The 24,206-nt window shown below is 65.7% G+C and carries 27 protein-coding genes; 15 read left to right on the plus strand and 12 right to left on the minus strand.

Annotation, left to right across the window (positions count from 1 at the left end):
• Window positions 1-231 precede the first annotated feature (231 nt).
• Window positions 232-885 carry a cutinase family protein gene (locus G6N58_RS23090; RefSeq protein WP_435406379.1) on the plus strand — a complete coding sequence of 218 codons (654 nt, stop codon included), beginning with the start codon at window positions 232-234 and terminating at the stop codon, window positions 883-885.
• A 212-nt stretch (window positions 886-1,097) separates the two neighbouring features.
• On the opposite strand, the gene G6N58_RS23095 is transcribed toward G6N58_RS23090, so the two are convergent.
• The 3 genes from G6N58_RS23095 to G6N58_RS23105 form a co-directional block, all read right to left on the minus strand.
• Window positions 1,098-2,057: an aldo/keto reductase gene (locus G6N58_RS23095; protein ID WP_197746439.1), complete on the minus strand. Its 960-nt coding sequence runs from the start codon at window positions 2,055-2,057 to the stop codon at window positions 1,098-1,100.
• A gap of 360 nt (window positions 2,058-2,417) precedes the next feature.
• Complete coding sequence (locus G6N58_RS23100) at window positions 2,418-3,089, minus strand: hypothetical protein (RefSeq protein WP_115277139.1); 672 nt, start codon at window positions 3,087-3,089, stop codon at window positions 2,418-2,420.
• 278 nt (window positions 3,090-3,367) lie between these two features.
• Complete coding sequence (locus tag G6N58_RS23105; RefSeq protein ID WP_115277138.1) at window positions 3,368-4,219, minus strand: SDR family NAD(P)-dependent oxidoreductase; 852 nt, start codon at window positions 4,217-4,219, stop codon at window positions 3,368-3,370.
• A gap of 176 nt (window positions 4,220-4,395) precedes the next feature.
• Between G6N58_RS23105 and G6N58_RS23110 the strand changes: the two genes are divergently transcribed.
• The 3 genes from G6N58_RS23110 to G6N58_RS23120 all read left to right on the plus strand — a co-directional run bounded on the left by G6N58_RS23110 (window position 4,396) and on the right by G6N58_RS23120 (window position 7,405).
• Window positions 4,396-5,256: a helix-turn-helix domain-containing protein gene (locus G6N58_RS23110; protein ID WP_115281327.1), complete on the plus strand. Its 861-nt coding sequence runs from the start codon at window positions 4,396-4,398 to the stop codon at window positions 5,254-5,256.
• Between the two features lie 104 nt (window positions 5,257-5,360).
• Window positions 5,361-6,446 (plus strand): aldo/keto reductase, encoded by a 1,086-nt coding sequence (locus tag G6N58_RS23115; protein WP_115281326.1) that lies wholly within the window; start codon window positions 5,361-5,363, stop codon window positions 6,444-6,446.
• A gap of 41 nt (window positions 6,447-6,487) precedes the next feature.
• Window positions 6,488-7,405, plus strand: coding sequence for an LLM class flavin-dependent oxidoreductase (locus G6N58_RS23120; protein WP_115277137.1), 918 nt, complete (start codon window positions 6,488-6,490; stop codon window positions 7,403-7,405).
• A 5-nt stretch (window positions 7,406-7,410) separates the two neighbouring features.
• Here G6N58_RS23120 and G6N58_RS23125 read toward each other — a convergent pair whose 3' ends face one another.
• Window positions 7,411-8,061, minus strand: coding sequence for a hypothetical protein (locus G6N58_RS23125; RefSeq protein ID WP_232067962.1), 651 nt, complete (start codon window positions 8,059-8,061; stop codon window positions 7,411-7,413).
• A 161-nt stretch (window positions 8,062-8,222) separates the two neighbouring features.
• Here G6N58_RS23125 and G6N58_RS23130 point away from each other — a divergent pair, with 161 nt between their 5' ends.
• A complete protein-coding gene (locus G6N58_RS23130; RefSeq protein ID WP_115277135.1) occupies window positions 8,223-9,152 on the plus strand; it encodes a CPBP family intramembrane glutamic endopeptidase in 930 nt (309 codons plus the stop codon).
• A 112-nt stretch (window positions 9,153-9,264) separates the two neighbouring features.
• Here G6N58_RS23130 and G6N58_RS23135 read toward each other — a convergent pair whose 3' ends face one another.
• Both G6N58_RS23135 and G6N58_RS23140 read right to left on the minus strand, forming a co-directional pair.
• Window positions 9,265-10,464: an NAD(P)/FAD-dependent oxidoreductase gene (locus G6N58_RS23135; protein WP_115277134.1), complete on the minus strand. Its 1,200-nt coding sequence runs from the start codon at window positions 10,462-10,464 to the stop codon at window positions 9,265-9,267.
• Between the two features lie 15 nt (window positions 10,465-10,479).
• A complete protein-coding gene (locus tag G6N58_RS23140; protein WP_115277133.1) occupies window positions 10,480-11,859 on the minus strand; it encodes an MBL fold metallo-hydrolase in 1,380 nt (459 codons plus the stop codon).
• Between the two features lie 196 nt (window positions 11,860-12,055).
• Between G6N58_RS23140 and G6N58_RS23145 the strand changes: the two genes are divergently transcribed.
• The 4 genes from G6N58_RS23145 to G6N58_RS23160 are packed head-to-tail and all read left to right on the plus strand — an operon-like array spanning window position 12,056 to window position 14,252.
• Window positions 12,056-12,634: a rhodanese-like domain-containing protein gene (locus G6N58_RS23145; protein WP_115277132.1), complete on the plus strand. Its 579-nt coding sequence runs from the start codon at window positions 12,056-12,058 to the stop codon at window positions 12,632-12,634.
• The gene (locus G6N58_RS23150) at window positions 12,631-13,506 is read left to right on the plus strand and encodes a sulfite exporter TauE/SafE family protein (protein WP_115277131.1); all 876 of its coding nucleotides are present in this window, start codon (window positions 12,631-12,633) and stop codon (window positions 13,504-13,506) included. Before G6N58_RS23145 ends, G6N58_RS23150 begins: the two co-directional genes overlap by 4 nt.
• A gap of 60 nt (window positions 13,507-13,566) precedes the next feature.
• Window positions 13,567-13,836, plus strand: coding sequence for a metal-sensitive transcriptional regulator (locus G6N58_RS23155; RefSeq protein WP_068916848.1), 270 nt, complete (start codon window positions 13,567-13,569; stop codon window positions 13,834-13,836).
• Window positions 13,837-13,856: 20 nt separating this feature from the next.
• On the plus strand, window positions 13,857-14,252 hold the full coding sequence (locus G6N58_RS23160; RefSeq protein ID WP_115277130.1) for a DUF302 domain-containing protein: 396 nt from the start codon (window positions 13,857-13,859) through the stop codon (window positions 14,250-14,252).
• Window positions 14,253-14,442: 190 nt separating this feature from the next.
• Here G6N58_RS23160 and G6N58_RS23165 read toward each other — a convergent pair whose 3' ends face one another.
• A complete protein-coding gene (locus G6N58_RS23165) occupies window positions 14,443-14,901 on the minus strand; it encodes a MarR family winged helix-turn-helix transcriptional regulator (protein WP_115277129.1) in 459 nt (152 codons plus the stop codon).
• Window positions 14,902-14,965: 64 nt separating this feature from the next.
• Between G6N58_RS23165 and G6N58_RS23170 the strand changes: the two genes are divergently transcribed.
• Window positions 14,966-15,334 (plus strand): VOC family protein, encoded by a 369-nt coding sequence (locus G6N58_RS23170; protein ID WP_115277128.1) that lies wholly within the window; start codon window positions 14,966-14,968, stop codon window positions 15,332-15,334.
• Window positions 15,335-15,341: 7 nt separating this feature from the next.
• Here G6N58_RS23170 and G6N58_RS23175 read toward each other — a convergent pair whose 3' ends face one another.
• Window positions 15,342-15,905, minus strand: a complete 564-nt coding sequence (locus G6N58_RS23175) for a TetR/AcrR family transcriptional regulator (protein WP_197746440.1) — start codon at window positions 15,903-15,905, stop codon at window positions 15,342-15,344.
• A 23-nt stretch (window positions 15,906-15,928) separates the two neighbouring features.
• Here G6N58_RS23175 and G6N58_RS23180 point away from each other — a divergent pair, with 23 nt between their 5' ends.
• On the plus strand, window positions 15,929-17,020 hold the full coding sequence (locus tag G6N58_RS23180; protein ID WP_197746441.1) for an alpha/beta hydrolase: 1,092 nt from the start codon (window positions 15,929-15,931) through the stop codon (window positions 17,018-17,020).
• A complete protein-coding gene (locus G6N58_RS23185; protein WP_163908348.1) occupies window positions 17,020-18,366 on the plus strand; it encodes an MFS transporter in 1,347 nt (448 codons plus the stop codon). Before G6N58_RS23180 ends, G6N58_RS23185 begins: the two co-directional genes overlap by 1 nt.
• Here the strand turns inward: G6N58_RS23185 and G6N58_RS23190 are convergent.
• On the minus strand, window positions 18,341-19,540 hold the full coding sequence (locus tag G6N58_RS23190; protein ID WP_147289443.1) for an FAD-binding oxidoreductase: 1,200 nt from the start codon (window positions 19,538-19,540) through the stop codon (window positions 18,341-18,343). The genes G6N58_RS23185 and G6N58_RS23190 overlap by 26 nt on opposite strands.
• Between G6N58_RS23190 and G6N58_RS30895 the strand changes: the two genes are divergently transcribed.
• From G6N58_RS30895 to G6N58_RS23200, 3 genes are all read left to right on the plus strand, one after another.
• The gene (locus G6N58_RS30895) at window positions 19,445-19,642 is read left to right on the plus strand and encodes a hypothetical protein (RefSeq protein WP_147289278.1); all 198 of its coding nucleotides are present in this window, start codon (window positions 19,445-19,447) and stop codon (window positions 19,640-19,642) included. The two genes, G6N58_RS23190 and G6N58_RS30895, sit on opposite strands and share 96 nt — an antisense overlap.
• A gap of 213 nt (window positions 19,643-19,855) precedes the next feature.
• On the plus strand, window positions 19,856-20,668 hold the full coding sequence (locus G6N58_RS23195; protein ID WP_115277125.1) for an MOSC domain-containing protein: 813 nt from the start codon (window positions 19,856-19,858) through the stop codon (window positions 20,666-20,668).
• A complete protein-coding gene (locus G6N58_RS23200; protein ID WP_115277124.1) occupies window positions 20,634-21,008 on the plus strand; it encodes an amidohydrolase family protein in 375 nt (124 codons plus the stop codon). Before G6N58_RS23195 ends, G6N58_RS23200 begins: the two co-directional genes overlap by 35 nt.
• A 34-nt stretch (window positions 21,009-21,042) precedes the next feature.
• Here the strand turns inward: G6N58_RS23200 and G6N58_RS23205 are convergent, their stop codons facing one another.
• The 3 genes from G6N58_RS23205 to G6N58_RS23215 form a co-directional block, all read right to left on the minus strand.
• Complete coding sequence (locus G6N58_RS23205) at window positions 21,043-22,308, minus strand: sensor domain-containing phosphodiesterase (RefSeq protein WP_115277123.1); 1,266 nt, start codon at window positions 22,306-22,308, stop codon at window positions 21,043-21,045.
• 297 nt (window positions 22,309-22,605) lie between these two features.
• On the minus strand, window positions 22,606-22,812 hold the full coding sequence (locus G6N58_RS23210; RefSeq protein WP_163908352.1) for a PASTA domain-containing protein: 207 nt from the start codon (window positions 22,810-22,812) through the stop codon (window positions 22,606-22,608).
• 129 nt (window positions 22,813-22,941) lie between these two features.
• Window positions 22,942-23,964, minus strand: a complete 1,023-nt coding sequence (locus tag G6N58_RS23215; protein ID WP_115277121.1) for an LLM class flavin-dependent oxidoreductase — start codon at window positions 23,962-23,964, stop codon at window positions 22,942-22,944.
• Between the last annotated feature and the right edge of the window lie 242 nt (window positions 23,965-24,206).

The following is a 24,206-nucleotide window of genomic DNA, read 5'->3' on the forward strand; positions in this document are numbered from 1 at the left end:
GCCACCTCGTCCCGCCCGAGGCGCCGCCTCGCCCGCCACCGGCGCTGCGACCGGGCGGTGTCGGTCACCCCGAGGACACGCCGTGTCCCCTGGAAACGGCATCGCCGCATGGCGGTCAGGCCGAGTGGCCGCCGGCGGGCGACTGACCACAGGCCGACGGCTGTTTCCCGTTCAAGCAGAGTACGAAGGACGAAGATCATGAGTTACAGCAGGATATTGTCGAGTTTTGTTATGGCTTGGCTTGTTTCGGCCGCACAGTCAGCCGTCGTCGCACCCTCCGCGTCGGCTGCGTCGTGTCCCGATGTCGAGGTTATCTTCGCTCGCGGAACCCACGAACCCCCCGGTGCAGGGAAAACGGGCCAGGCATTCGTCGATGCGCTGCGCCCGCAGTTGGGCGAGCGCTCACTCGAGGTCTATACGGTTGACTACCCGGCATCCGATCAATGGGCTACGGGCGCTGACGGCATCAGGGACGCCGCCGCTCGCGTGGTCTCAATCGCGACGTCCTGCCCCCGAACCAAGACGGTGCTCGGGGGGTACTCGCAAGGAGCCGCGGTGGCAGGCTTCGTGACGTCGTCCGCCGTGCCGAACGGTGTCGATCCCACGACGGTACCCCAACCGCTGTCCCCGGACGTGGCCGAGCACGTCGTAGCAGTCGTGCTGTTCGGTCTGCCGAATGCCCGTGCAATGAACTTCCTCGGTCAGCCGCCGGTGACGATCGGCCCGCTATACGAGGGCAAGACCCGTGAACTGTGTGCCGTGGATGATCCCGTCTGTTCAGACGGGCTCAACTTCGCGGGCCACAACCCCGCTAACTACATCGGCGAACTAGCCAGTCAGGGGGCGTTGTTCGCCGCCGGTCGCCTGGTTGACGGAACGCGTTGACGCCGTGGCCTCAGGCTGTCGGTTATCCAGCGTCGATGAATGCGCGATGGGGCCTCGAATTGGCTCAGTCGAAACCATCCCGCCTCACGGACTGGGCGCGGTGCGAAGCCGATCCGCAACCTGCAGTCACGAGCTTGAGGCTTGAGACATTCACGCTGCGGCTGTCGCCCATCCAGCACCTGGCCCCTACCGCTCAGCACACCCACCACATGTCAGACCCATGTGGTGGACCTCCACGAACTGCGTTCGCGGATCGCGGCCAAATCCCGGTTCATGATGCCCGGGTACTGCTTGCCCGGGTACCAGGGCTGCGCGGTCACGTCGTCGAACCCGGGCATGGACTGCATGTGCGCGAGCATCCGTGCGCGCATCTCGCCGTCTGGAAGTGGGCCCTGGCAGGCCCCCATGTTGTCGACAAGGTGATCCGGGTTCGACGTGGCCGGCAACACGACGGTCACAGCGGGGTGTGCAATGACCCATTTGAGGAAGTACTGCGACCACGTCTGGATGCCCAGATCGGCGACGAAGTCCGGTAACGGCTGGTTCCGCACGAACTGGTGCAGCCGGCCCTTTTCCAAGGGCATGTTCACCGTCACCGCCACACCGTTGTCCGCAGCCATCGGCAAGATTCGTTCCTCGGCGCTACGTTGTGCGATCGAGTACCGGGTCTGCACGAAGTCGATGTCACCGTTCTGGATCCAGCTTGCCATCGGTTCGAAGTAGGCGGGGTCGTGATGCGTGACTCCCAACCGCTGGATGCGTCCTTCGGCCTTCCACGCGTGCAGAACCGGGACGATCATGTCGACGTTGACCAGGGCGTGACACTGCATCACGTCGATGGGCGCGGTACGCGAGAGTCGGTGCATGGAGTTGTTCAGGCTTGTCTCGGCATGTGAGTCATCGCCGAGATGTCCACCGGTGGACCAGATCTTGTTGGTGACGTACAGGTCGTCTTGTATACCTTCGGCCACTGCGGTCTGGCCGATGATCTCCTCGGCCAACCCGTACAGCGGCGAGGTGTCTATGGCTCGTCCCCCCGCGGCCCAGAACCGACGCAACACCTCGGCGCGGGCCGCCCGGGCCTCGTCGGGGATGGCATCGAAGGTTTGGAATGTGCCGAGACCGATTGCCGGCAAGTAGATGTCCGACCCGGGAACCTTTCGGCTGATCAAGCCGGCACCCACAGGTGGTGCCGCCGGGAGAGCGGATACTCCCCCAGCCCCCATCGCCTCTGGAGTTCCCGTCTGCGCCAGGCTCCGACGGCCGACCGCGACGTGGGCACCGCCGCCGACGAGCGCAGCCGCGGCACCCGCGCCGCCTACTTGCAGGAGCCGACGGCGGGAAGGCCGCCACTGACCTGGAGCGGCCGGCCTACGATCAGGTGGGTTCATATCCTCTGCTCCTCGAGCTGGGTGACGCGAACTTCTGCGCGCCGCCGCAGGATCGGTGGTCAGACATGACGGTATGCGGGACACCTCAGCGCAGCCAGGGAGACATAGGAACTTCATAAATGCGCGATCTCCCCCGAGGCGTCAGACCGGAACCCACACCGGCTCTGGCCCCAGTGCGGCATTGACTTTCGCCACCGACCCGGGTTCCGCATAGGCGATCACCGGATGGTCCGAGCACGCAGCGGAGAAGAAGCGCCGCACCGCATCGGGCGGCGTGAGAATCGACACCGCCTGCTCGATCAATCCACCGGGCAGATACTTGGCATAGAACGTGAACGCGATAGTGTGGCGGCGGTTTTCGAACTCGAATTCCAGCACGGCGTTGGCCGGCGGGTCCGGGATTCCTCCGGGCAGGGCGTCGCCGGATAACTCGAACCGCACTTGACGAGGCACGTCGCGGTGTCCGCTGATTCGCGCCAACTCCGCGACCGTGGCAACCGGATCCTCGTGGCTGACCTCGACCTGGTCGGTGAAAAAGGCCAGGCGCGCCCAGGGTGTGGCCCGCTGCTCTGCCAGCATGCCCAGGATCACCAGGGTCAACGGGAGGTCGATCTCTGTGAAAGCGTCGGTGTACTCGGCGCTTTCGATGACCGCTGCGTCGGTGACTTCACCGCTCTGCAGGATGTCGGCCTGCTGTAGCAGATTCACCATCGACAGCAGTTGTGAGCGCAGCTCGGGTGCCAGTGGATAATGTGGCGGCTCGGTGTCCGGCAGGAGCCGCTCGGGTGGCGACGGCGCATACTCCGGCGGCATGGGCAGTGCCGGTCGCGTTGGTGCCCCGCGGGGCGGCGGAGCGACGCCTCGTGCTGCGGGAAATTCTCTGCGGCACATCCGCAGACACCCGATGCCGGCCGCCAGAAAGAGCCATCCGAGAAGCTGGTCCGGCATCGGTGTCGAGGGAATTATCTCAATCGCAAACCAGACCACGACACCGGCGGCGATCAACCACAGTAACGGCGGAAGCCAGCTCAGGTATCGCATCGGGAGGCAATTCTATGGCCGTCGCGCCACCGTTGTCGCCAAGCGGCCCGTCAAGCGTGGTCTGTGGTAACCGCCAGGTCACGGCCGGCCTTCACGTCGGCGGTCAGTGCGTTGATCTTGCCCTGGGCCAGCGACACTGCGTCTGAGCCTAGCAGCTGGTGCAGCGGGCCTTGCCCCGTCACGGCGATGTCGATGATCGCCGCGGCCCCCTTGGTCGGGTTACCGAGCTGGGTGCCTTGCATCTGTAGGTGCTGTTCGGTCATGTCCCGGATCGCGGGGTACCCGTCCCCCGCGGCGACGGGGAGCGCAAGCGAGTCAGTGGTCAAGAAGTCGGTACGGAAGTACCCCGGTTCAACGATGGTGAGGTTGACGCCGAAGCCGGCCATCTCCTGCGCCAGCGCCTCACTGAGCCCGTTGAGGGCGAACTTGCCCGCACTGTAGAGCCCCCATCCTGGGAACGCGGTCAACCCGAGGATCGATGACACGTTCATGATGTGCCCGCTACCGGCACTGCGCAGGTGAGGAATGCTGGCTCGCAGCACGTTCCACGCGCCGAACACCTGCAGGTCGAACATCGCCCGCGCTTCGGTGTCTGTGGTCTCCTCAACTGCGGCGATCATGCCGTAGCCGGCGTTGTTCACCACGACGTCGAGGTGCGCGAACCGCTCCACGGTGGCGTCGACAGCAGCACTCACCGCGGTGGGGTCGGCCAGGTCGACCTCCAGTGCCAGCAGCCCGGTGGTGTCGATGCCAGACAACGCACCGAGCAGACGCTCGGCAGACCGGGTGGTCGCCGCGACGTTGTCGCCGCGCTGCAGCAGCTGGCGAACCAGCTCGAGGCCCAGGCCCCGCGAAGCGCCGGTCACGAACCACGTGGCGGGACGGTCGGTCGGGTAAGTCATGAGGTCTCCTCGCGAAGTGTATTGGCGCCGAGATCCTTTGAAATCGGCATGCAGCCAGTCTCGGCGTCCGAAGGGCTCCTCGGGGGCGCATAACAGGCCCGCCTCGGCCTGGGCCGGAGCCGCCTGGGACTCGTTGTCCTACCCTCGACCCGCCCTGCTCTGGGACGATTGTGAACATGGCCGACGCCAACCGAGACCTCGCGGATTTCCTGAAGCGCGCTCGCAGCGCAGTCGATCCCGCACGTGCGGGTCTGCCCACCGGCAGCCGGATCCGTCGGGTACCTGGCCTTCGCCGCGAAGAGGTGGCGCTGCTGGCCGGCGTCTCGACCGATTACTACACCCGGCTGGAGCAGGGTCGGCGCATCAACCCGTCGACTTCCGTGCTCGACGCGATCGCGCGTGCCCTGGAACTCGATACGACCGGGCGCGCCCACCTGGGCCGCCTCGTCGGCGCGCCGTCATTGCGGCGTAAGGCGCACCGTCCGGTGCAACGGGTCCGGCCCGGCCTGTACCAGCTGCTGGATACGCTGGACAACACACCGGCGATGATCCTGGGCAGACGCACCGATGTGCTCGCCGCCAACCACGCCGCGCGGGCAGTGTTCGCCGACTTCGACGCCATGCTCCCACGGGAGCGCAACTATGCGCGCTGGATGTTCACCACAGAGCAGGCCCGAAACCTTTTCCTGGACTGGGAGGTTCAGGCCCGATCGGCCGTCGAGAACCTGCGCCTCGACGTCGGGAGGGACCCGAACGATCCAGCTGCTGAAGAACTGATCGCCGAACTGTCCGGCCGAAGTGATGAGTTCCGGACATGGTGGTCGGAGCATCGGGTGTTCCAACGGACGTACGGCACCAAACGTCTGCACCATCCTGTCGTCGGCGAACTCTCCGTCGACTTCGAAACGTTCTCGATGCCCGGTGACGCGGACCAGGCACTGTTCGTCTACACGACCGAGGCCGGCACGCCGTCGCGGGATGCGCTGAACCTGCTACTGAGTTGGAGCTCCGCCAAGCCCGTTGATTCCGGCTCGTAGTGACCTGGGTGGGCCGCACCCAGGAACACTCGGCCCTGGTTGCGTATGCCCGCCTGCGCGAGCATGGGGTCGATTCCGCCTGTTCTCCCCTACCTGAGGACTCCATGCGCTACACCTTGCTCGGCCGCTCCGGCATCCGCGTCTCCGAGTTCGCTCTCGGCACGATGACTTTCGGTGACAATTGGGGGTGGGGCGCGCCGGTGGAGACCAGCACGAGGATGCTGGAGGTGTATGCCGAGGCGGGCGGGAACTTCATCGACACCGCCAACGTCTACACCGGCGGCGTGGCCGAGACGATCCTCGGCGAGGCTCTGCACGGGCGTTGGGACCGATTCGTGCTCGGCACGAAGTTCACTCTGCAGACCGAGGCCGGGGACCCCAACCTTGCGGGCAACCACCGCAAGAACCTGACCCGGTCGCTGGAGGCGAGCCTGCGGCGCCTGAAGACCGACCACATCGACGTGCTGTGGGTGCACGCCCGCGACACGCTCACCCCGCTGCCAGAGCTGATGCGGGCGCTGGACGACCAGGTTCGGGCCGGCAAAGTCCTCCACATCGGAGTATCGGACTGGCCTGCGTGGGAGATCGCCAAGGCCAACACCTTGGCTGAGTTGCGAGGCTGGTCCCCGTTCATCGGCGTGCAGCTGCGCTACAACCTGCTCAGTCGCTCCGTGGAGTCCGAACTGACGCCGATGGCGCACGCCGAGGATCTGGCGATCCTCGCCTGGGGCCCGTTGGCCGAGGGCAGACTGACCGGCAAGTATCTCGGCGGCGGGCAGGGACGCCTTACTCGCGGCGGCTGGGACTTCAGCGGCGAGAGCAGCGACCACATCGTCCGCGAGGTCGTCGCGATCGCAGAGGCCGGAGGGTGGACGCCCGCGCAGGTCGCGTTCGCCTGGCTGCGCTCACGAGCCGGCACCGTCATCCCGCTGCTCGGCGCCACCAGCGAGCAGCAGCTGCGGACCAATCTCGCCGCCGCCGACATCGTGCTGGGCGCCGACACGCTCGAGCGCCTGGACCGGATCAGCGCGCCGGACCTCGGCTTTCCGCACGACGTCATGGCCGGCGAAGACATGATCGGCCTGGTCTACGGCGACCAGTGGCGCCGGATCCTCGACCACCGCCGCGGATCCCGTCGTCCCGTCAACGACGACGATCGGCTCGCCCCGGTCACCGCCCCGCGCCGCTGACGCGGAGTCGACTACCAGCTTTCGTCCCTAGACTGACGCACGTGCGATTCTCCGTGTGGCCCGGCACCACTCAACCGTGGGATGACGTGCTCGAACTGGCGCAGTTCGCCGATGACGGGTTCTGGCATTCGCTGTATGTTGCCGACCATTTCATGTCCCCCGGTGACAGACCCGGCCAGACCAGCAACTGGCTGGAGGCCACCGCTGTCATGGCGGCGTTGGCCACCGGCACGTCGAACATCCGGCTGGCCAACCTGGTGCTGTCGATGACCTTCCGCCATCCGGCGGTGGTGGCGAATCTTGCGGCGACGATTGACCGGATCAGCGGAGGCCGTTTCACGCTCGGGCTGGGCGCCGGCTGGCAGGACACCGAACACGAGCAGTACGGGCTGCAGTTGGGTGAGCCCAAGGAGCGGGTCGATCGCTTCGCCGAGGGCCTTTCCGTCATCTCGGGGCTGCTGACGAACGAGACGACGACATTCAACGGGCAGTACTACCACCTGACTGATGCGTTGTGCGAGCCCAAGCCGGTGCAATCGCCGCTGCCGCTGCTGGTCGGTGGAACGGGTCGACGGATGTTGCGGCTGATCGCCCGGCACGCGCACCAGTGGAATCAATGGTCGGCACCGGGTGGGTTCGCCGAGCGATCCGCGGCGCTGGACGAGGCGTGTCACCAAGAAGGCCGGGATCCGGACACGGTGTGGCGTTCCACGCAAGCGTTGGTGATTGTCACCGATTCACCCGAAGCGGAGGCCCAAGCGAAGGCCAAAGCAGAGTCGACACCACAACCGGTGGTCTACGGGCCGGCGGCGAGAATCGCTGAGGCGGTCGCGATCTGGCGTGACGAGGGGGTCGACGAGGTGATTGTCCCCGACTTCGGGATGCCGCGTGGTCCGGAACGCTTGGACGCGTATCGCGCGTTGGCCGAGGCGTTCCGGCCGCTCAACAGCGAGAGTTGAAGCGTTCAGGTGCCGGCGCCACCGTCGAGCAACCAGTGATAGCGCATGCTGAGCGCCCGCTCGATCGCGCCGAGCGCGGCCGCCAATCCCAACGAGATCGACAGCCACAGTGGCAGGCTCAGGGGCGAGTCGACGGTGCCGAGTGTGTCCGCAATCGGCAGAATCCGGGAGATCGGTGCAGCGACCTGCAGCAGATTGAGTCCGACTCCGATGAGCAGGAAGAGAATCGACACGGCACCGAGTAGTCGGCTGGCTCCGGGATTCTCCCGGGCGAAGCGCATTCGACGTCCCTCCGCCGATGCGGGGTCGGGCACGAGTCGGTGCTCGGTGCCGTCGTCGGCGACAAAAGCGCAGCGGCGCATGCCCATCTCGCTCGTTCGCACCTCGATGGCGCCGCCGTCGATGGGAAACCGACCGGGTACACGCGACTCCGCGGCGAGACGCCCGTCGCGGTACATCCGCGCCATCACCTCGCCCGTATCGGGATCGCCGCCGTGCCGCACCTCGATGGTGTGGATGATCGCTGCGTCGCCGACCGGTAACGAGATCGACAGCACCGAACGACGCAGCATCTGCCACCACCGAAACGGCTTGAGCGCACTGCCGTCCCCCGGTTTCACCCGGCGTGCGAGCCGCCGGTCGTTCCAGCCGGACATCATCACGGACCCTTCCTGTCGAGACGCGGTATCCGAGCCACGGTAGGACCGGCTACGGGCCAGACGAATCGGCCGACGGCCTCCGATGTCGCGACTTCGGTTGCTCGGATCACGACTTTCGGATGAGGTGTCCGAGGCGCGCTCGTAGATACGCTCGCCGAATGCGCGAGGTCAGAGTGACCCCCACCGAGGCCGTCGAATTTCACCGCGTCCTCGCCACCGATCACCGACGCATCGGCAGAGGAATACTGGCGATCGTCTTGCTGATCGGCGGGTTGCAGGTGTTTGCGGTCGCCCTCACCACCGGTGCCGCCTTCCTGGATGCGGTGTCGGGTAACACGGCTCGCGGCGGCTTCACCCCGCTCACCTACGGTGCCGGCATGCTGTCCGTGGCGCTGCTGCTGCCGTGGAGCAGACTGATTCAGCGCTGGTTGTACGGTCTGCCGGGAGGCTCGTTGTCCTCGGTGACGTCTCGGTTCCGCTGGGACGTCCTGGGACGATCGCTGATCCTGGTGGGCCCGGCGTGGGTGATCATCCTGATCGTGCAGTACTGGGTTCCGTTGCCGCAAACCTCATGGGGATACCACGATGTCATCGGACTGCTGGTGATCACGCTGCTGATCGCTCCCCTGCAGGCGGCGGGAGAAGAGTACGGATTCCGCGGACTGATCTTCCAAGTGGCCGGCAGTTGGTCCGTTGGCCGCCGAGCGGGACTCGTTCTCGCGATCGCGGTTTCCAGCGTGCTTTTCGCGGCGATTCATGTCTCCACCAGCGGCTGGCTCAACCTCTGGTACGTCGTCTTCGCGGTCGGCACCGGGGTCATCAGCTGGCGAACCGGCGGGATCGAGATCGCAGTGGTACTGCATGCGGTCTACAACACGCTCAGCTTCGTCTTCGACGCCGCATTGCACATCGACCCGATCGCGACCACCAACCGTTCCGGCTCGGCGGTCGGCATCGAAGCGCTGCTTCCCGGCATCGTCATCGTCGCCGTGACGATCGTCGTCTTTCTCGTCACGAGAAGCAGTGGGCCCGTGGTTACGCCGGCGGACCCGGTTGATCAGCGACACGAGGGAGTCTCTGTTGCGTGAAAAGGTCTGCTGCGACAGCACATTGCCGACCCCTGTCGAGTACCGGCGGATTGGAAGGCGGCCCATCGCGCATGAGTGGTCGAGCCCCGAGGTCAGGTTCTTGGTGACGATCTCAGGCCAGTCCTTTCAGCATCAGGTTCCAGTACATGAACGGCAACCCGTACTTCTTCAGATACCAGTAGCCGCGGTGCGGCTTGGTCGGGTCCAGCAGCGGTAGCGACGGGGTGATGTTGAGGTCGTAGTCGAATTCCGCCAGTAGCATCGCTTGCGAGGACGTCACGACCGGACATGACCCGTAGCCGTTGTAGGAGGCGGCCGGCGGACGGCCCTTCAACAGGGAGTCGATGTTCTCGACGACCACCGGCGCCTGCTTGCGTATCGCGGCCCCGGTCTTGGAGTTCGGGGACGATCCGGCATCGCCGAGGCTGAACACGTTGGGATACCGAACGTGCTGCATCGTGTGTTTGTTGATCTCGACGTACCCCCCGGCATCGCCGGTCGACAGCGGGCTGGACTTGATCCAGTCCGGTGCCGACTGACGTGGGACGGTGTGGAGGACGTCGTAGGGCAGCAGCGTCTGGGCCCCACCCTCCCCGGTGTGGGTGACGCCCGCCTTGTGCGCGGCCGCATCGATCGAGGTCACTTCCGCGTTGGTATGCACGGTGATGCCGTAGTCCGCAGCGATCGTGTCAAGTGTGTCAGCGATCGCCGGGATGCCGAACAATCGCGGTGTCGGTACCACCAGATGTACATCGATGTCGGAGAGCACGCCCTGTTTGCGCCAGTAGTCGCTGGCCAGGTAGGCGATCTTCTGCGGCGCCCCGGCGCACTTGATCGGGCCCGACGGCATCGCGAACACCGCTGTGCCCGAACGCAGACCACGGATGAACTCCCAGGTTCGCGGAGCCAGGTCGAACCGGTAGTTCGACGACACCCCGTCCGTGCCGAGAGCGTCTGCCAGCCCTTCGGTGCGGTTCCAGTCCAGCTGGATGCCGGGGCAGACCACGAGCACGTCGTACTCGTAGGCCGCTCCGTCGGCGCAGGTGACCGTGTTGGCGTCGGGGTCGACCGTCGCTGCGGCATTCTTGATCCAGGTGGCGCCCGCCGGCATCACCGAAGCCTCGGGACGCGCGGTCGTCGACGCTTTCGCCTGTCCCCCGCCGACCAGCGTCCACAGCGGTTGGTAGTAGTGCACCTCGGACGGTTCGATGACGGCCACATCGGAGTGACCTCTACGCAGCAGGCGGGCCGCCACCGAGATTCCGGCGGTGCCACCGCCGACGATGACGATCTGGTGCTTGTCGGTGATCATGGTTCTCTCTGTCGCTCACACGTTCTGGTGTGATTCCTCCCAGGCGCCGAAGCCGCCCAGGATGTCACTCACGTCAGTGAAACCGTTGCGGCGCAACAGGCTTGCCGCCACCGAGGAACGGTAGCCGCCGGCGCAGTACACGACGGTCGGCCTGGCCGGGTCCAACTCGCCCACCCGGGCGGGCAGCTGGCCCACCGGGATGGCAATCGCGTTCGGAATGGTTCCGGCGGCAACCTCACCCGGGTTGCGCACGTCGACGACCTGCAGGTCGGCCAGTTCGGTGGCACGTTGATCGAACGCCCTGGCCGTCAGCCGAGACGCCATCTGAACGTCGTCCTGATGCGCGAACATCACCTCGAACGGGCTGTCCAGATAGCCGATGACCCGGTCGAATCCGATGCGGGCGAGGCGGGTTTTGGCTTCCAGCTCCTGACCCGGTTCGGTGAACAGCACGATGTCGACATCGGTGGGGACTACCGAACCGGCGAACTCGGCGTAGCGGCCCTCCAACCCGATGTTGACCGCGCCGCGCAGGTGGCCCATGGCGAATTCCTCGGGTCCACGTCCGTCGACCAGGATCGCGCCGCCGGCCATCGCGTCACGCACCTGCTGGTAGGTCATCGCGGCCGGCATCTTGGTCTCGTCGAGCAGTTCCCGGGCTTTGCGATTGAGAATCGCGTCGTAGACGAAGTAGCTGGGCGCCGGCGGCTGGCCCTCGGTGACCAGCGCCATGAAGGTGTCCTTGTCCGGCGCGCGCAGCGCGTAGTTGGTCGCCTTCTGCTCCCCCATCGTCGACCACAGATCGGTCGACAGATTCTTGCCGCAGGCCGAGCCCGCACCGTGGGCCGGGTAAACCCGGGTGGCGTCCGGCAGCGTCATCAGCTTGTTGTGCAGCGAGTCGTAGAGCTTCTCGGCCAATTCCTCGCGAGTGAATCCGATCGACGCCAGCAGGTCGGGCCGGCCGACGTCGCCGATGAACAGCGCATCACCGGTCAGCACCCCGTAGGGAATCTCGTCGCCGGCGTGTTCGTAGACCACGATGCTCAGCGACTCCGGCGTGTGACCGGGGGTGTGCAGGAACTCCAGCGTCACGTCGCCCAGCGAATACCGCTGGCCGTCTGCCACACCCATCGAGTCGAATTCGGTCTCGGCGACCGAGGAGTACACGATCTTGGCGCCGGTTGCCTTCGCCAGCTCCAGGTGGCCGGACAGAAAGTCGGCATGGAAGTGCGTCTCGATGACGAGCTCGATCCTGTAGCCGAGCTCTTCGGCATCGCGCAGGTACTCGGCAACGTCTCGCTGCGGGTCGACAACGACTGCGCGCCGGGTGGTTTCGTCGGCGATCAGATACGACGCATGGGACAGGCAGTCCAAGTAGTACTGGATGAACTTCATGGCGGTGGTCCTCTCATTCGGTAGGTGGCTGGCCTTCTGAGTCCAGAGTGCCGATACCCCTATGGGTATGTCAAGTACCCTAGGGGGTATAAAAGTTCCCCCTTGCTCGTACCCCCTGGGGTATGCATATCATGACTGTCGGCATACCCCCACTGGTATCTACCCATCCACACCATTCCGCGGAAAGGACACGACAATGACCGCGCCCATCACCATCGATTCCCACGACCTGAGCCGGCTGCTCGATTCGGCCACCCCACCCCGGGTGCTCGACGTGCGCACACCCGGCGAGTTCGAGAGCGCCCACATCGCCGGCGCCTACAACGTGCCGCTGGACCTGCTGCGTGAGCACCGCGACGAGATCGTCAAGCACCTCGACGAGGACGTCGTCCTGGTCTGCCGCTCCGGCCAGCGTGCCACGCAAGCCGAGGAGACCCTGCGCGCCGCCGGCCTGTCGAACGTGCACATCCTCGAAGGCGGGATATCGGCATGGCAGACCAAGGGATTTGCGGTCAACCGCGGCGCCGCGCGCTGGGACCTGGAGCGGCAGGTCCGCCTGGTGGCGGGCTCACTTGTGCTGTCGAGCATCCTGGCCAGCATCGCCGCGCCGAGACTCAAGTGGGTGGCGGGCGCGGTCGGCGGCGGACTGACGTTCGCGGCCCTGTCCAACACCTGCGCGATGGGCACGCTGCTGTCGAAGCTGCCCTACAACCGCGGCGCCTCCTGCGACGCCCAGAGCGTGGTGTCCCAGCTGGTTGACGGCAGCGTGTCATGACCGCGCTGGCCATCGGCCTGGCTGTCTTCGTCGGCATCGCACTGGGACTGCTCGGCGGCGGCGGGTCGATCCTGACCGTGCCCCTGCTGGCATACGTGGCCGGCATGGACGCCAAACAGGCCATCGCCACCTCACTGCTGGTCGTCGGCGTCACCAGCGCGATCGGCGCCGTCTCCCACGCCCGTGCCGGCCGAGTGCAGTGGCGCACCGGTCTGATCTTCGGTGCTGCGGGCATGGCCGGCGCCTATGCCGGTGGGCTGCTGGCCCGCTTCATCCCGGGCACCGTGCTGCTCATCGGCTTCGCGCTGATGATGATCGCCACCGCCGTTGCGATGCTGCGGGGGCGAAAGAACGTCCAGCAGGCGCACGATTCCCAGCGGCTGCCCGTTCCCAAGATCCTGGCCGAGGGCTTGGCGGTCGGGCTGGTCACCGGCCTGGTCGGCGCCGGTGGGGGCTTCCTCGTGGTGCCCGCCCTCGCGCTGCTCGGCGGTCTGCCGATGCCGGTTGCGGTCGGCACCTCGCTGATCGTGATCGCGATGAAGTCGTTCGCGGGCCTGGGCGGATATCTGTCCAGCGTGCAGATCGACTGGTCGGTGGCGCTGGCCGTGACGGCCGCCGCTGTGGTGGGTGCGCTGATCGGGGCGCGGTTGACCGCGATGGTCAACCCCGATGCGCTGCGCAAGGCGTTCGGTTGGTTCGTGCTGGCGATGTCGTCGGTCATCCTGGCCCAGGAGATCCATCTCGGTGTCGGGATTGCCGCGGCATCGCTCACCGCGATCGCCGCACTGATGACGTTCGCCTGCAACAGGTACGCTCACTGCCCTCTTCGCCGCCTCACCGGCGCCGGGGCCACCCGGGGTGCACCGGCGTGACTGCCGGGGAATACCCCCGCGGGTACCATCGCTGTAACGTCCGTTGAAGGGAGATATGCCATGGTTGGCGACGAAGATGCGATCGCTGCGGTGCTCAACAGGCTGCGCAGGGCGCAGGGTCAGCTCGCCGGAGTGATCTCGATGATCGAGCAGGGCCGCGAGTGCAAAGACGTGGTCACCCAACTGGCCGCGGTGTCGCGGGCCTTGGACCGTGCCGGTTTCAAGATCGTGGCGACCGGGATGCGCGAGTGCATGACGGGCGAAGCAGCAGACGGCAAACAGCCGATGACCGAAGCCGAGCTGGAGAAGCTGTTCCTGGCGCTGGCCTGACACCAACAGATCGGAGCATCATGAGTTACGCATTGTCGACGACGCTGCACACAACGTTCGAGGACGCGGTGGAGCGCACCCGGAAAGCATTGGCGGAACAGGGTTTCGGTGTGCTCACCGAAATCGACATGAAAGCCACCCTGAAAGCAAAACTCGGTGAGGACATGGAGGACTATGTGATCCTCGGCGCATGCAACCCGCCGCTGGCGCACCGTGCGGTCAACGCCGACCGCCAGATCGGACTGTTGCTGCCGTGCAACGTCGCCGTCCGCGCCGACACCTCGGGCGGCGGTGACACGGTGATCGTCGACGCGATGGACCCGCAGATCATGGTCCAGGTGTCGGATCAACCAGGGCTGCGCGAGGTCGCCGACGAGGCCGCCGCCAAACTGCGGGCCGCGATCGAGTCGCTCTGAGCCCAGCCGTCTCAGTGCGATAGATAAGGTCGTAGAGCGGTGGCCAAGATGCGGTCGAATACGCAGTCGGGCAGTAGCCGCGCCAGCGACAGCAGTTCGGCGTCGCGACCCACGGTATAACGCGTGTGTGGTCTGCGGGCCGTGATCGCTGTGGCAATCACTGCGGCGGCAACCTCGGCGTGCAGGCCGGCTAGGTCCGGTCCACGTTCTCATGCAGGGAACGGATCATCTTCTGTAGCATCCGGAACGCGGTCAGCTGCTCGGCCTCGGTCATGCCGGCCAGCATTCGGGTTTCAACGGATCGGACCGCAACCGTCGCCTTGGCCAGGCTCCGTCGGCCGCGAGGTGTGAGCTGTGCCGGAAGAACCTTCCCCACAGCCGCTTCCGCCGGCCTGGTCACGTAGCCCTCTCGCTCAAGGGCCTGCAGCAACACATTCATCGACTGCCGAGTGACGAACGCACCCCGTGCGAGCTCGGAATTCGACAGGCCCGGTCGCTGAGCCAACAGCTCGAGGCACGAGTAATGCGTCACGCTCATCCCGAGCGGGCGAAGCACCTCCTCCATGGCTGCACGCAGCGCGCTCGACGCCTCTTTCAGTAGGTATCCGAGTGACGAATCCAGGTTGATGCCAGCGCCGTCTTGACTCATGTCAGTATTCTGACATAGCTTACTGTATGTCAGAAAACTGACATGGATACGGAGGAGCGTCTACATGCCTGTCACCGGCCCAGACTTCATCTCCCTGCAGGCGCGCAACCTCAGTGCGTCGCAGGCGTTCTACGAGCGATACCTCGGGCTGGTTCGATCACCGGCCGGACCGCCGCACGCCGTTGTCTTCGACACGAAGCCAATCGCGTTCGCATTACGCAGTGTCATTCCGGGCACGGATCTGGCATCCGTCGCGCAGCCGGGCATCGGTGCCGGGATCTGGCTGCACGCCAACGACGTCCAGGCCATCCACGATGCTCTTGTCTCCGACGGTCACACCATCGTCTCTGCGCCGATCGATGGTCCTTTCGGTCGGACATTCACCTTTGCCGACCCCGACGGCTACCAGGTCACCCTCCACGACCGCACGTGATGGACGCTCAGCGCACCATGGCCAGCACGTCGCGCACCAGTCGTCGGGCGTACTCGCCGTCGACCTCCAGGGCGAAGGCCACGTGGTGGTAAAGCGGTGCGATGACGTGATCAAGGATCTGCAGGACCGTGGGAGTTGGCTCTCCCCGTTCGCTGGCCCGTCGAACCATCTCTGACGCCTGCTCCTGGCGCGTGTTCATGACCGGGCAGCTCGCGATGATCTCGGCGCGTGCCGACACCATTGCCCGGAGATAGCGGGTCCGCTCGGGGCGCGCGATGTCCGCTGCGATGATCATCGCCCACTGCGTGAGGTCCTCCTCCAACGATCCCGTATCGGGAACCGATTCGCCGTCCCGAGTGAGGGCCGCAACGGCGACTTCCTCGAGGAGCCCGTTCACGTCGGCCCAGCGTCGATACAGCGTCGTCGGGTTCACCCCGGCTCGTTCCGCAATGACCGGAAAGCTGATCTTGGAAGCCCCCTCCCCCACGAGCTCACCCACTGACGTGTAGATCGCGGTCAATACCCGGTTGGCACGCCCGTTGGGGCGGCTCGGGCCTTCGTCATTGCGCACCCCATGAGTCTACGCAAAGAACTTTGCTTTTTCCCGGCTGCGTGCCGTACGGTAAAAAGCAAAGAAAATTGCTTTCGAAGGGAGGCTGCATGTCCTGTGCATCACCATCGCCGTTGGTATCGCATACCTTCAGTACGCCTCGACAAACCACCCACTACCTGGAAAGCGGCGCGGCCGACGGACCGCTGATGATCTTCGTCCATGGCTGGCCCAGCATCGGCCTGATGTGGCGCGCCCAGATGGACGCGTTCGCAACTGACGGTTGGCGTTGCGTCGCCCCCGATCTGCGCGGTTACGGCCAGTCCTTTGCCCCGGCAGCCAACGACGCCTACACCATCGAGGCGGCCGTGACGGACATGGCCGAGCTGCATGACCACCTCGGCGGCCAACCGGCGATCTGGGTGGGCCACGACTGGGGAAGCGTTGTGGTCGCCGAACTCGCTGCCCACCATCCCGATCGCAGCCGGGGGGTGGTGCTGACCTCGCTGGCCTACCAACCCGACGGACACGCCATGCGTACCCTCCTGCCGCTGGTCGACCGGACGATCTACCCGACCAGCGAGTACCCGGATGGTCAGTGGGATTACTACCGCTATTACACAACACATTTCGAGTCCGCGGTCGCGGATCTCGATGCCGACCCGAGGTCGTCGTTGGCGTCGGTCTTTCGGCCAGGTGACCCTGGAGGCGTCGGCAAGGTATCCCCGAACGCGCTGGTGTCTCGCAACGGCGGCCGCTTCGGATCGACCCATCAGGCCCCGCCCACTGAGCCCGACCCGAACCTCTGGCCGCCTGCGGATTTCGACCTGCTGGTGAAGGCGTTCCACACGCACGGCTTTCGCCCGAGCTGCGCCTGGTACCTGAACGACGGCGCAAATCTCGCCTACGCCAACGAGGCTCCCGATGGCGGTCGGCTGGCGCAGCCGGTGTTGTTCGTCAACGGCGACTTCGACCAGATCTGCAGCATCACCGGAAACCGTCAGGGTGACCCGATGCGCGCGAGTTGCGCCGACCTCACCGAGGTGTCCATGCCCGCTGGCCACTGGCTGCCCTTGGAGCGCAAGGCGGAGCACGTTCAGGCCATCCGTACCTGGCTTCAGAACAAGCATCTCTGATGCCGGAGCCGCCGAACCCGGCAGCGTCGGCGCGGCGAAGCGGAATCGTGTTGGGCGCGTTGGTCGCTCCCGTCTCCGTCGCCATCGGTGCTCCATCGGTGGCGCTGCCTTCGGTATCGTCGGCCCTGGGGGTGTCTTTTGCCGCCACCGAGTGGATCATCTCGGTGTGGTCGCTGGGCTCCGCAGTGGCGATGCCGTTGATCGGACGCCTCGCGCAGCGGTGGGGGCTGCGTCTGACGCTTGCGTTCTCGGTGGCGGCCCTGTCGGCCGGTTCGATCCTGGCCGCCACCGCGCCGGTGCTTGCCGTCGTCGTGATCGGCCGGACTCTCGGCGGATTCGGCGCAGGAGGCATGGTGATCTGCGTCTACGCGTGCATCGATCAGACCCTGGATCGACGGGGCCGAGTCAGCGCACTGGCGGCCGTCGCGGTGTGTCAGGCCACGGCGTCGGGCAGTGGCACCCTGGTCGGCGGATTGCTGACCCAGTTCTGGGGTTGGCGCGCAACGATGGCGGTGCCCGCGCTGGCGTTGCTGATGCTTGTTCCGGCACTGCACCTCATTCCTGGCGGCGCCGACCGCCGCCGGCACCTCGACCTCACCGGAGCGATGCTGCTGTCGGCGCTGGCTGCGCTGATCATCGCGCTGTTGCACGTCACATCCGCTGCTCTGCCCCTGCCGGTTCTGCTCGTGATGGTCGGGGCGACAATCGGCACGGCCGGGGCCTTGGTGAATCATGTGAGGCTCTGTCCGCAAGGTTTCGTGCCGCGTGGGGTCATCACCGCGCCAGGGCTGCTCGCCGGGGGTGTCGTGGGCCTGACGCTGTTCGCCGGCTACTACGGAGTGCTGAGCGCGGCACCGGAACTGCTGTCACAACAACAGGATTCGCCGATGAAGACCGGCCTTGTCCTGCTGCCCGCCGCTGTGTGCGGGGTGGTGACCGGGCCGGTTCTCGCGGCGCTGTGGCGCCGCCGACAACCGCTGTGGCAGACCACGGCCCTGCTGGGGACGTTGACGGCGACAGCGGCCACGCTGGCCGGTTGGCTACCGCTGCCGGCGATCGTGGCCGGCGCCGTCGCCATGACCGCCATCGGGTTTGCCGCCGCGCAGGTCATCCTGATAGGTCATGTGCGTAACCTGGTCGCGCCCGGGGATCGTGCCGTCGCGGCGGGGTTGTTCAGCTTCATGCTCTATGGCGGCGGCTCGATCGGCCCTGCCGTCGTTGGTGGCCTGTCGGCGGTGTCGATGCGATTGGCGTTGAGCGCCGTGGCGGCGGTGGCTGTGGCCGGCGCTGCACTGAGCATCCTGACCTGGCTGAGGGGAGCTAGTGCGGCAGACCGCTGGCCATGAAGACACTCTCCGGATCGTACTGACGTTTGGCCGCCACCAGCCGTTCCCGGTTTCCGCCGTAAGCGTCCTCGGCGCGGGGATCGTCAGGAGCCATGAGATTGGTCCATCCGCCGGGTTCGGCGACGTCGTCGAGGCGACGTTCGCTCGCGTGCACCCAGGCACGTTCAGCAGTGCCGTCGCCCTGCTGCCATGTCCCGAGGATTTCCACAACCAGGTGCGGGTTCCGATAGGCGTGTGCGGTTGCGTCTGCGGGCACGCGGGTTGCAGCGCCATGGACGTGATGCACGTTCAGAACGCATCCTTGCGGCATATTGTCCCAACAGGCCAGGAACGCATCGATGAAATCCTCTGTGATACCCGAGATGATTCTCGTTCCAACGTGATAGTTGAGCCCAGGGGGAAACGACGCGTTGTTCGACTGCACGAGGTCGGCGACGGAATGCCGCGCGACATCAAGGGATACCGGTGTGCCCAGGGATCGGACGCGGTTGATCTGAGCTGGTCCCTCGTCGGCCGGTCCCGCCCACACCGGACTGGTGAACAGCACTGGCGCATCGCCGGTGTGTATGGCACCGAACATGACATCGAGTGCGTCGTCGAGGGTGTCGTGCAGGACTCGCAGATTGAGTAACACCTGCTGTGCTTCTGCTCGGCTGAATGCGACGGTGCCGGCGTACACATCGGCGATGGCGTGCAGTCTGATCCTGATACTGGTCACCACGCCGAAGTTGCCTCCGCCGCCGCGCAGAGCCCAGAACAGTTCCGCTTCGTGATCGGCGTCGGCCACCACGACAGATCCATCCGCGAGCACGACTTCCGCTGACAGCAAGTTGTCCACGCCGAGACCGGTGACGCCGAGCAAGGTGCTGTAGCCGCCGCCGAGGATGAGTCCGACCACCCCCACCGTTCCCACAGTTCCCAGTGCCGCTGACAGGCCGTGTTCACGCGCCGCGGCAAGCACGTGGTCGCTGGTCGCGCCACCGGCCACGAGGGCAACGTCGCCCTCGATGTCCACCGAACACATCCCACCCATGTCCACGACCAGACCCGAGCTCCGGATGGCCCGTCCGCTCCAGTCGTGACCCCCACCGCGCACCGAGATCGGCAGGTTGCAGCGTCGTGCAATGCGCACGGCCGTGGCGACATCATCGACCGACTCGGGCCGCACGATCATTGCCGGGACCCGGTCCACGGCGGCGTTCACCACCCGCCGTCGTTCGTCGAAGTCCTTTCCTGTCAGGATCTGCTCTGCCCTGAGTTCCTGCAGCAGCAATGATTGTGCGGCCTCTGCCGCCCCGGTGGTCACGGATCCCTCTCCTTGTCATCCTGGTGACGTCTGTTGTGTCACGAGTGGAGTCGTGTGGCGCGGGGCGTCGAGCGTTACGCCGGTGGTGCACTCCCGGCTCGGCTCGGCCCGCGGAGTGCTCGCCCCGCGCCACGCGCTAGTGTTCGCTGGGCAGATACCCAGCGTTCGTGAGGTAGGTGGACAGTGGAGTCCGATACGGCCGATCGCGGTGTTGTGGGCCGTGTGGCGCATCTCGATGTCACCGCGGTCAAAGGCTTCACCGTCGTCACCACTGATCGCATCACCGTCACCGAAACCGGCGTCCTCGGTAACCGCGAGTTCTTCTTCGTCGAACCCAGCGGCCGGCTGTACTCGGTGGATGTCGACTCGGGCCTGCTGCCGTATTGGTCGCAGTATGCGCCATCGACCAACCGACTGAGCATCGGCAGGGGCGCGGACCAGATCTTCGACGAGTCCGTTCCCGCCGACGGCCGGACCGCTGAGTTCGAGTTCGAGAGCTCCGCTCGACGTGGCCGGTTCGTGCCGGGTCCGTGGGACGAGTGGGCGTCCTCGGTGACCGGTCGGACACTGGCGCTGGTGCGTAGCGTGGAACCGGGCGGCGCCTACGACACCTATCCGCTCACCCTGCAGACCGAGGCCTCGTTGGCCGCGCTCGGCGTCGAAGCCGACGGCTCCCCGATGGACCGTCGCCGCTTCCGGATGCAGCTGACGCTGGCAGAGGTGGATTCTGCGTTCGTCGAAGATGATTGGGAACAGCGGACGGCACGGGTGGGCAGCTGCCTCATCCGGATCGGTGGTCCGGTGCCGAGATGCGTTGGGGCCGAGCACAACCCCACGGATCTCTCCCGCACGGTGAAGGTTCTGCAGACCATCAACCGTGTCCGGGGGCCCGGGTTCGGGGAGTTTGGCCGTGGACTCATGTTCGGGGTGTACGCATCGGTGCTCGAACCCGGAGTCATCAATGTCGGTGACACCCTGGCTCTCGACCCCACCTGAACGGCGCCGCACGTTTCCGAAGGGCAGGCTCAGTGCGCCGGCGGTCACCGTCTACGAACCCCTGACCACCTACGGCGAGTACAGCGCGCTGGAGTTCCGGGCCCTGGTCGAGTACGGCATGAGCACGGCGGAAGCGATCACGGCCGCCACCGTGACTGCCTCACAGGCTGTGGGGATGTCACATCTGATCTGCAGCGTGGAACCCGGGAAGCTGGCTGATCTGCTGGTGCTGCGCCGGGACCCGACGGTTGATCCGATGGTGGTCTACGACGTCGCGAACATCTACCTGACGTTCTGCGATGGCAAACTGACCGTCGTGGACGGATTGTTGGCGTGGTGAAACACTGTGCTTGACACAGGGTTTCGGCTTCCTGCTAGGGCTGAGGCCGACCGAGGTGAAAGCCCTGGCCGTATTCGATACCCAGACGAATCAGCGTCTCGAGCTGGTCGGCCGTCTCCACCGCCTCGGCGATCAACTTCGCATCGAGCTCGGCTGCCAGGGAGGTGAGAGCGGTGGCTATCGCACGCTTGGCCGGATCTCGCTCGATGCCTGCGACCAACTCGCCGTCGATCTTGATGATGTCAGGCCGGAGCCGCAGCAGTTGGATGAAGCTGGCGTAACCCGCGCCGGCATCGTCGACTGCCACTTCGATCCCCCGCTCTCTCAGCGCCGTCAACCCGGTACCGAGGTCTTCGGGAAACGGTTCGTGCTCGGTGATCTCGACAATCAACTGTCGATCCTGGCGTACCAGGAAATCCTGAATTGCCGGCTCCAGCACAGCGGTTGGGCTCAGGTTGACCGAAACCGGGTAATCGCCCGGGATGGCGGCAGCGGCGGCGGAGACCGCACGCAGTGCGGCGCATTCCAGGTCGAGGCCTCGACCCAATCGGCGTGCCGTACTGAACCATTGCGCCGGGGTCAATCCCATCGATGCGGGAAACCGCGCCAATCCCTCGTACGCGATCGGAGTGCGGCTTGCCAGCCGAACAATGGGCTGAAACGCCACGCCCAGCATGTCTGGGTGATCGAGCAGCGAGTCCAGTCGATTCTGGTGCCTCTCGGCCTCTACAGCTTCGGGCATCATCACCGATGCCACGAACCGAGCGGTGAAAGCTCCCTGCCCGCGGTCGGGGCCGTCGGTGATCACGTCGGTCAGCAGCGTCGAGAGCTCGAACTGGCTGCCGATCAACGTCGAGACGAAGTTGCTGACCGCAACCATCGGTTCGATATCGGTCTCGGTGAACGCTTCAGGGCCTGCTGCGGCGAGCATCAGCGACCCGATGACCGTGTCGTTGTACACCAGCGGGATCATCGCCCAAGAGCGGGTGCCCCACTGCCTGTTGCTCGCGCGAACACTCTCGGAGAGCCGTCGGTCAACCCGTGCATCCCGGATCAGAATTGGGTGTCGCTCCCGCGCGGCTACGCCTTGCAGACTGCCGTCCTTGGCGATCACGTAGCCCATCGCCGGCGCGAGGACGCCGCTTGCCGACACGGTGACGTAGGCATTGTCGGTGCCGCGGAGCAGGTTGATTGCTGCACCGTCCGCGCTTGCCACGAATGCGCACGCCTGTTCTGCGACGCGGACCATCAACGACGCTGGATCAACCGAAGCGGTCAGTGCTCGAACCAGCCGATCCATTGCGCTCTTCCTCCGCCTGGCAACGCGGCATTGCCAGCGAGTCTGTGTGCGGGGCGAGGCCCGAGTTCCTCCGGAGCCCGCCTTGGTCGCACAAGGGTACCGAGTTGTCCGTGAGGAGGCCTCACAACAGCGAAAGTGACACCCATTGCTAGACGACAGGCATAGCCGTCATCCTGGCGGCCGCGGCTGTTCTGAGGTCCTGACCTTGGACCGGGGCGGCAGCGATGCGCCCGACGTGAGGCACTGGGCGAACAGAAGACTGCAGTGAGTGGAGAGTGCCAGACGCAGGTCGCCGCTCTACTGGGCGAAGCGCACGGTGATCTTCGTTGTCGCCTCGACAGGTTGGCCAGGGGCTGGACTCTGAAACGCTATCTGGTTTACCGAGTACTCCCCAGCAGCGACATCGGGTTCTTTGACCACAGAACCCGCCCAGCCTGCAGCGCCCAACACCTGTTCGGCCTCAGCCCAGAACATTCCGGTGATGTCCGGCATGGCAAAGCTCACGGGATCTGGAGCTGCGGGGCCCACCGAGGCGGGGGCTGATGCTGATGCGGGTGTTCGCCCACCCGCGCACCCCACCGTCAACACCAGCACCGTCACCGCAATCTGAAGCGCTCGCATCGCTCCACCATCTCACCGCCAGCCCAACTCCGGTGCCACCTGGGTCAGCACACTGTGGACGACGTGGGCGTTGTAGTCGACCCCGAGTTGATTGGGCACAGTCAGCAGCAGCGTATCGGCCGCGGCGATGGCTTCATCCTCGGCGAGTTCGGCGACCAGCTTGTCGGGCTCCCCCGCGTAGGTCTTGCCGAAGCGCGCTGTACCGCCGTCGAGGAAACCGACCTGGTCGGTGCTGTCGCGGTTATGCCAGAACAATTGCTTGTCCACGTCGTTGACGATCGGGAAGATGCTGCGGCTCACCGAGACCCGCGGCTCGCGGTCGTGCCCCGCCTGCTTCCAACTATCACGGAAGCGCTGGATCTGCTCGGCTTGGAGTTGATGGAAGGGCACACCCGTGTCTTCGGAGAGAAGCGTCGAACTCATCAGATTCATCCCGTGCCGAGCTGTCCACTCAGCGGTGGCGCGGGTGCCCGCACCCCACCAGATCCTTTGGCGCAGCCCCGGCGAGTGCGGCTCGACCCTGAGCAGGCCGGGCGGATTGGGAAACATGGGGCTCGGATTGGGTTGCGCAAAACCCTCCCCCTTCAGCACCTCCAAGAACACCCGCGTGTGTTCGCGCGCCATCTCGGCGCCGTCGGCGTCATCCTCGGCGGGTTCGTAACCGAAGTATCGGTAACCCCCGATCACCTGCTCGGGTGATCCGCGGCTGATGCCCAGTTGGAGCCTGCCACCCGAAATCAGGTCCGCAGCTCCCGCATCCTCGGCCATGTACAGCGGGTTCTCGTAACGCATGTCGATGACGCCCGTACCGAGCTCGATGCGGTGGGTACGGGCAGCCGCCGCGGCAAGCAGTGGGAACGGCGAGGCAAGTTGTCTGGCGAAGTGGTGCACGCGGAAATAGGCCCCGTCTGCGCCCATCTCCTCTGCTGCCACGGCCAACTCCACTGATTGCAGCAGCGCGTCCCCCGCGGAGCGCACCCGGGAGTGCGGGCTGTCCGACCAGTGTCCGAAAGACAGGAAGCCGATCCTTTTCACGAGACCACCAACGAACCGCGGCGACGGCGAATTCCCTGGGTGGCGACCATCCTGGTTCGACGCGGGGCCGGCTGGGCACTCTGAACCGACCACGCATGCCACCTGGAACGAGGATCCCGCGATGACGATGCCCAGTGATGCTGCCGACGCAGTGGAACCTCGGGGAACCAACGATGGTCCCCGTGATCACCACGACGTCGACACCGATCACAACGCCCACGTCGATGACAACAACGTTCCCC

Origin of the sequence: Mycolicibacterium tokaiense, from assembly GCF_010725885.1 — a bacterium.
Classification (GTDB): domain Bacteria; phylum Actinomycetota; class Actinomycetes; order Mycobacteriales; family Mycobacteriaceae; genus Mycobacterium; species Mycobacterium tokaiense.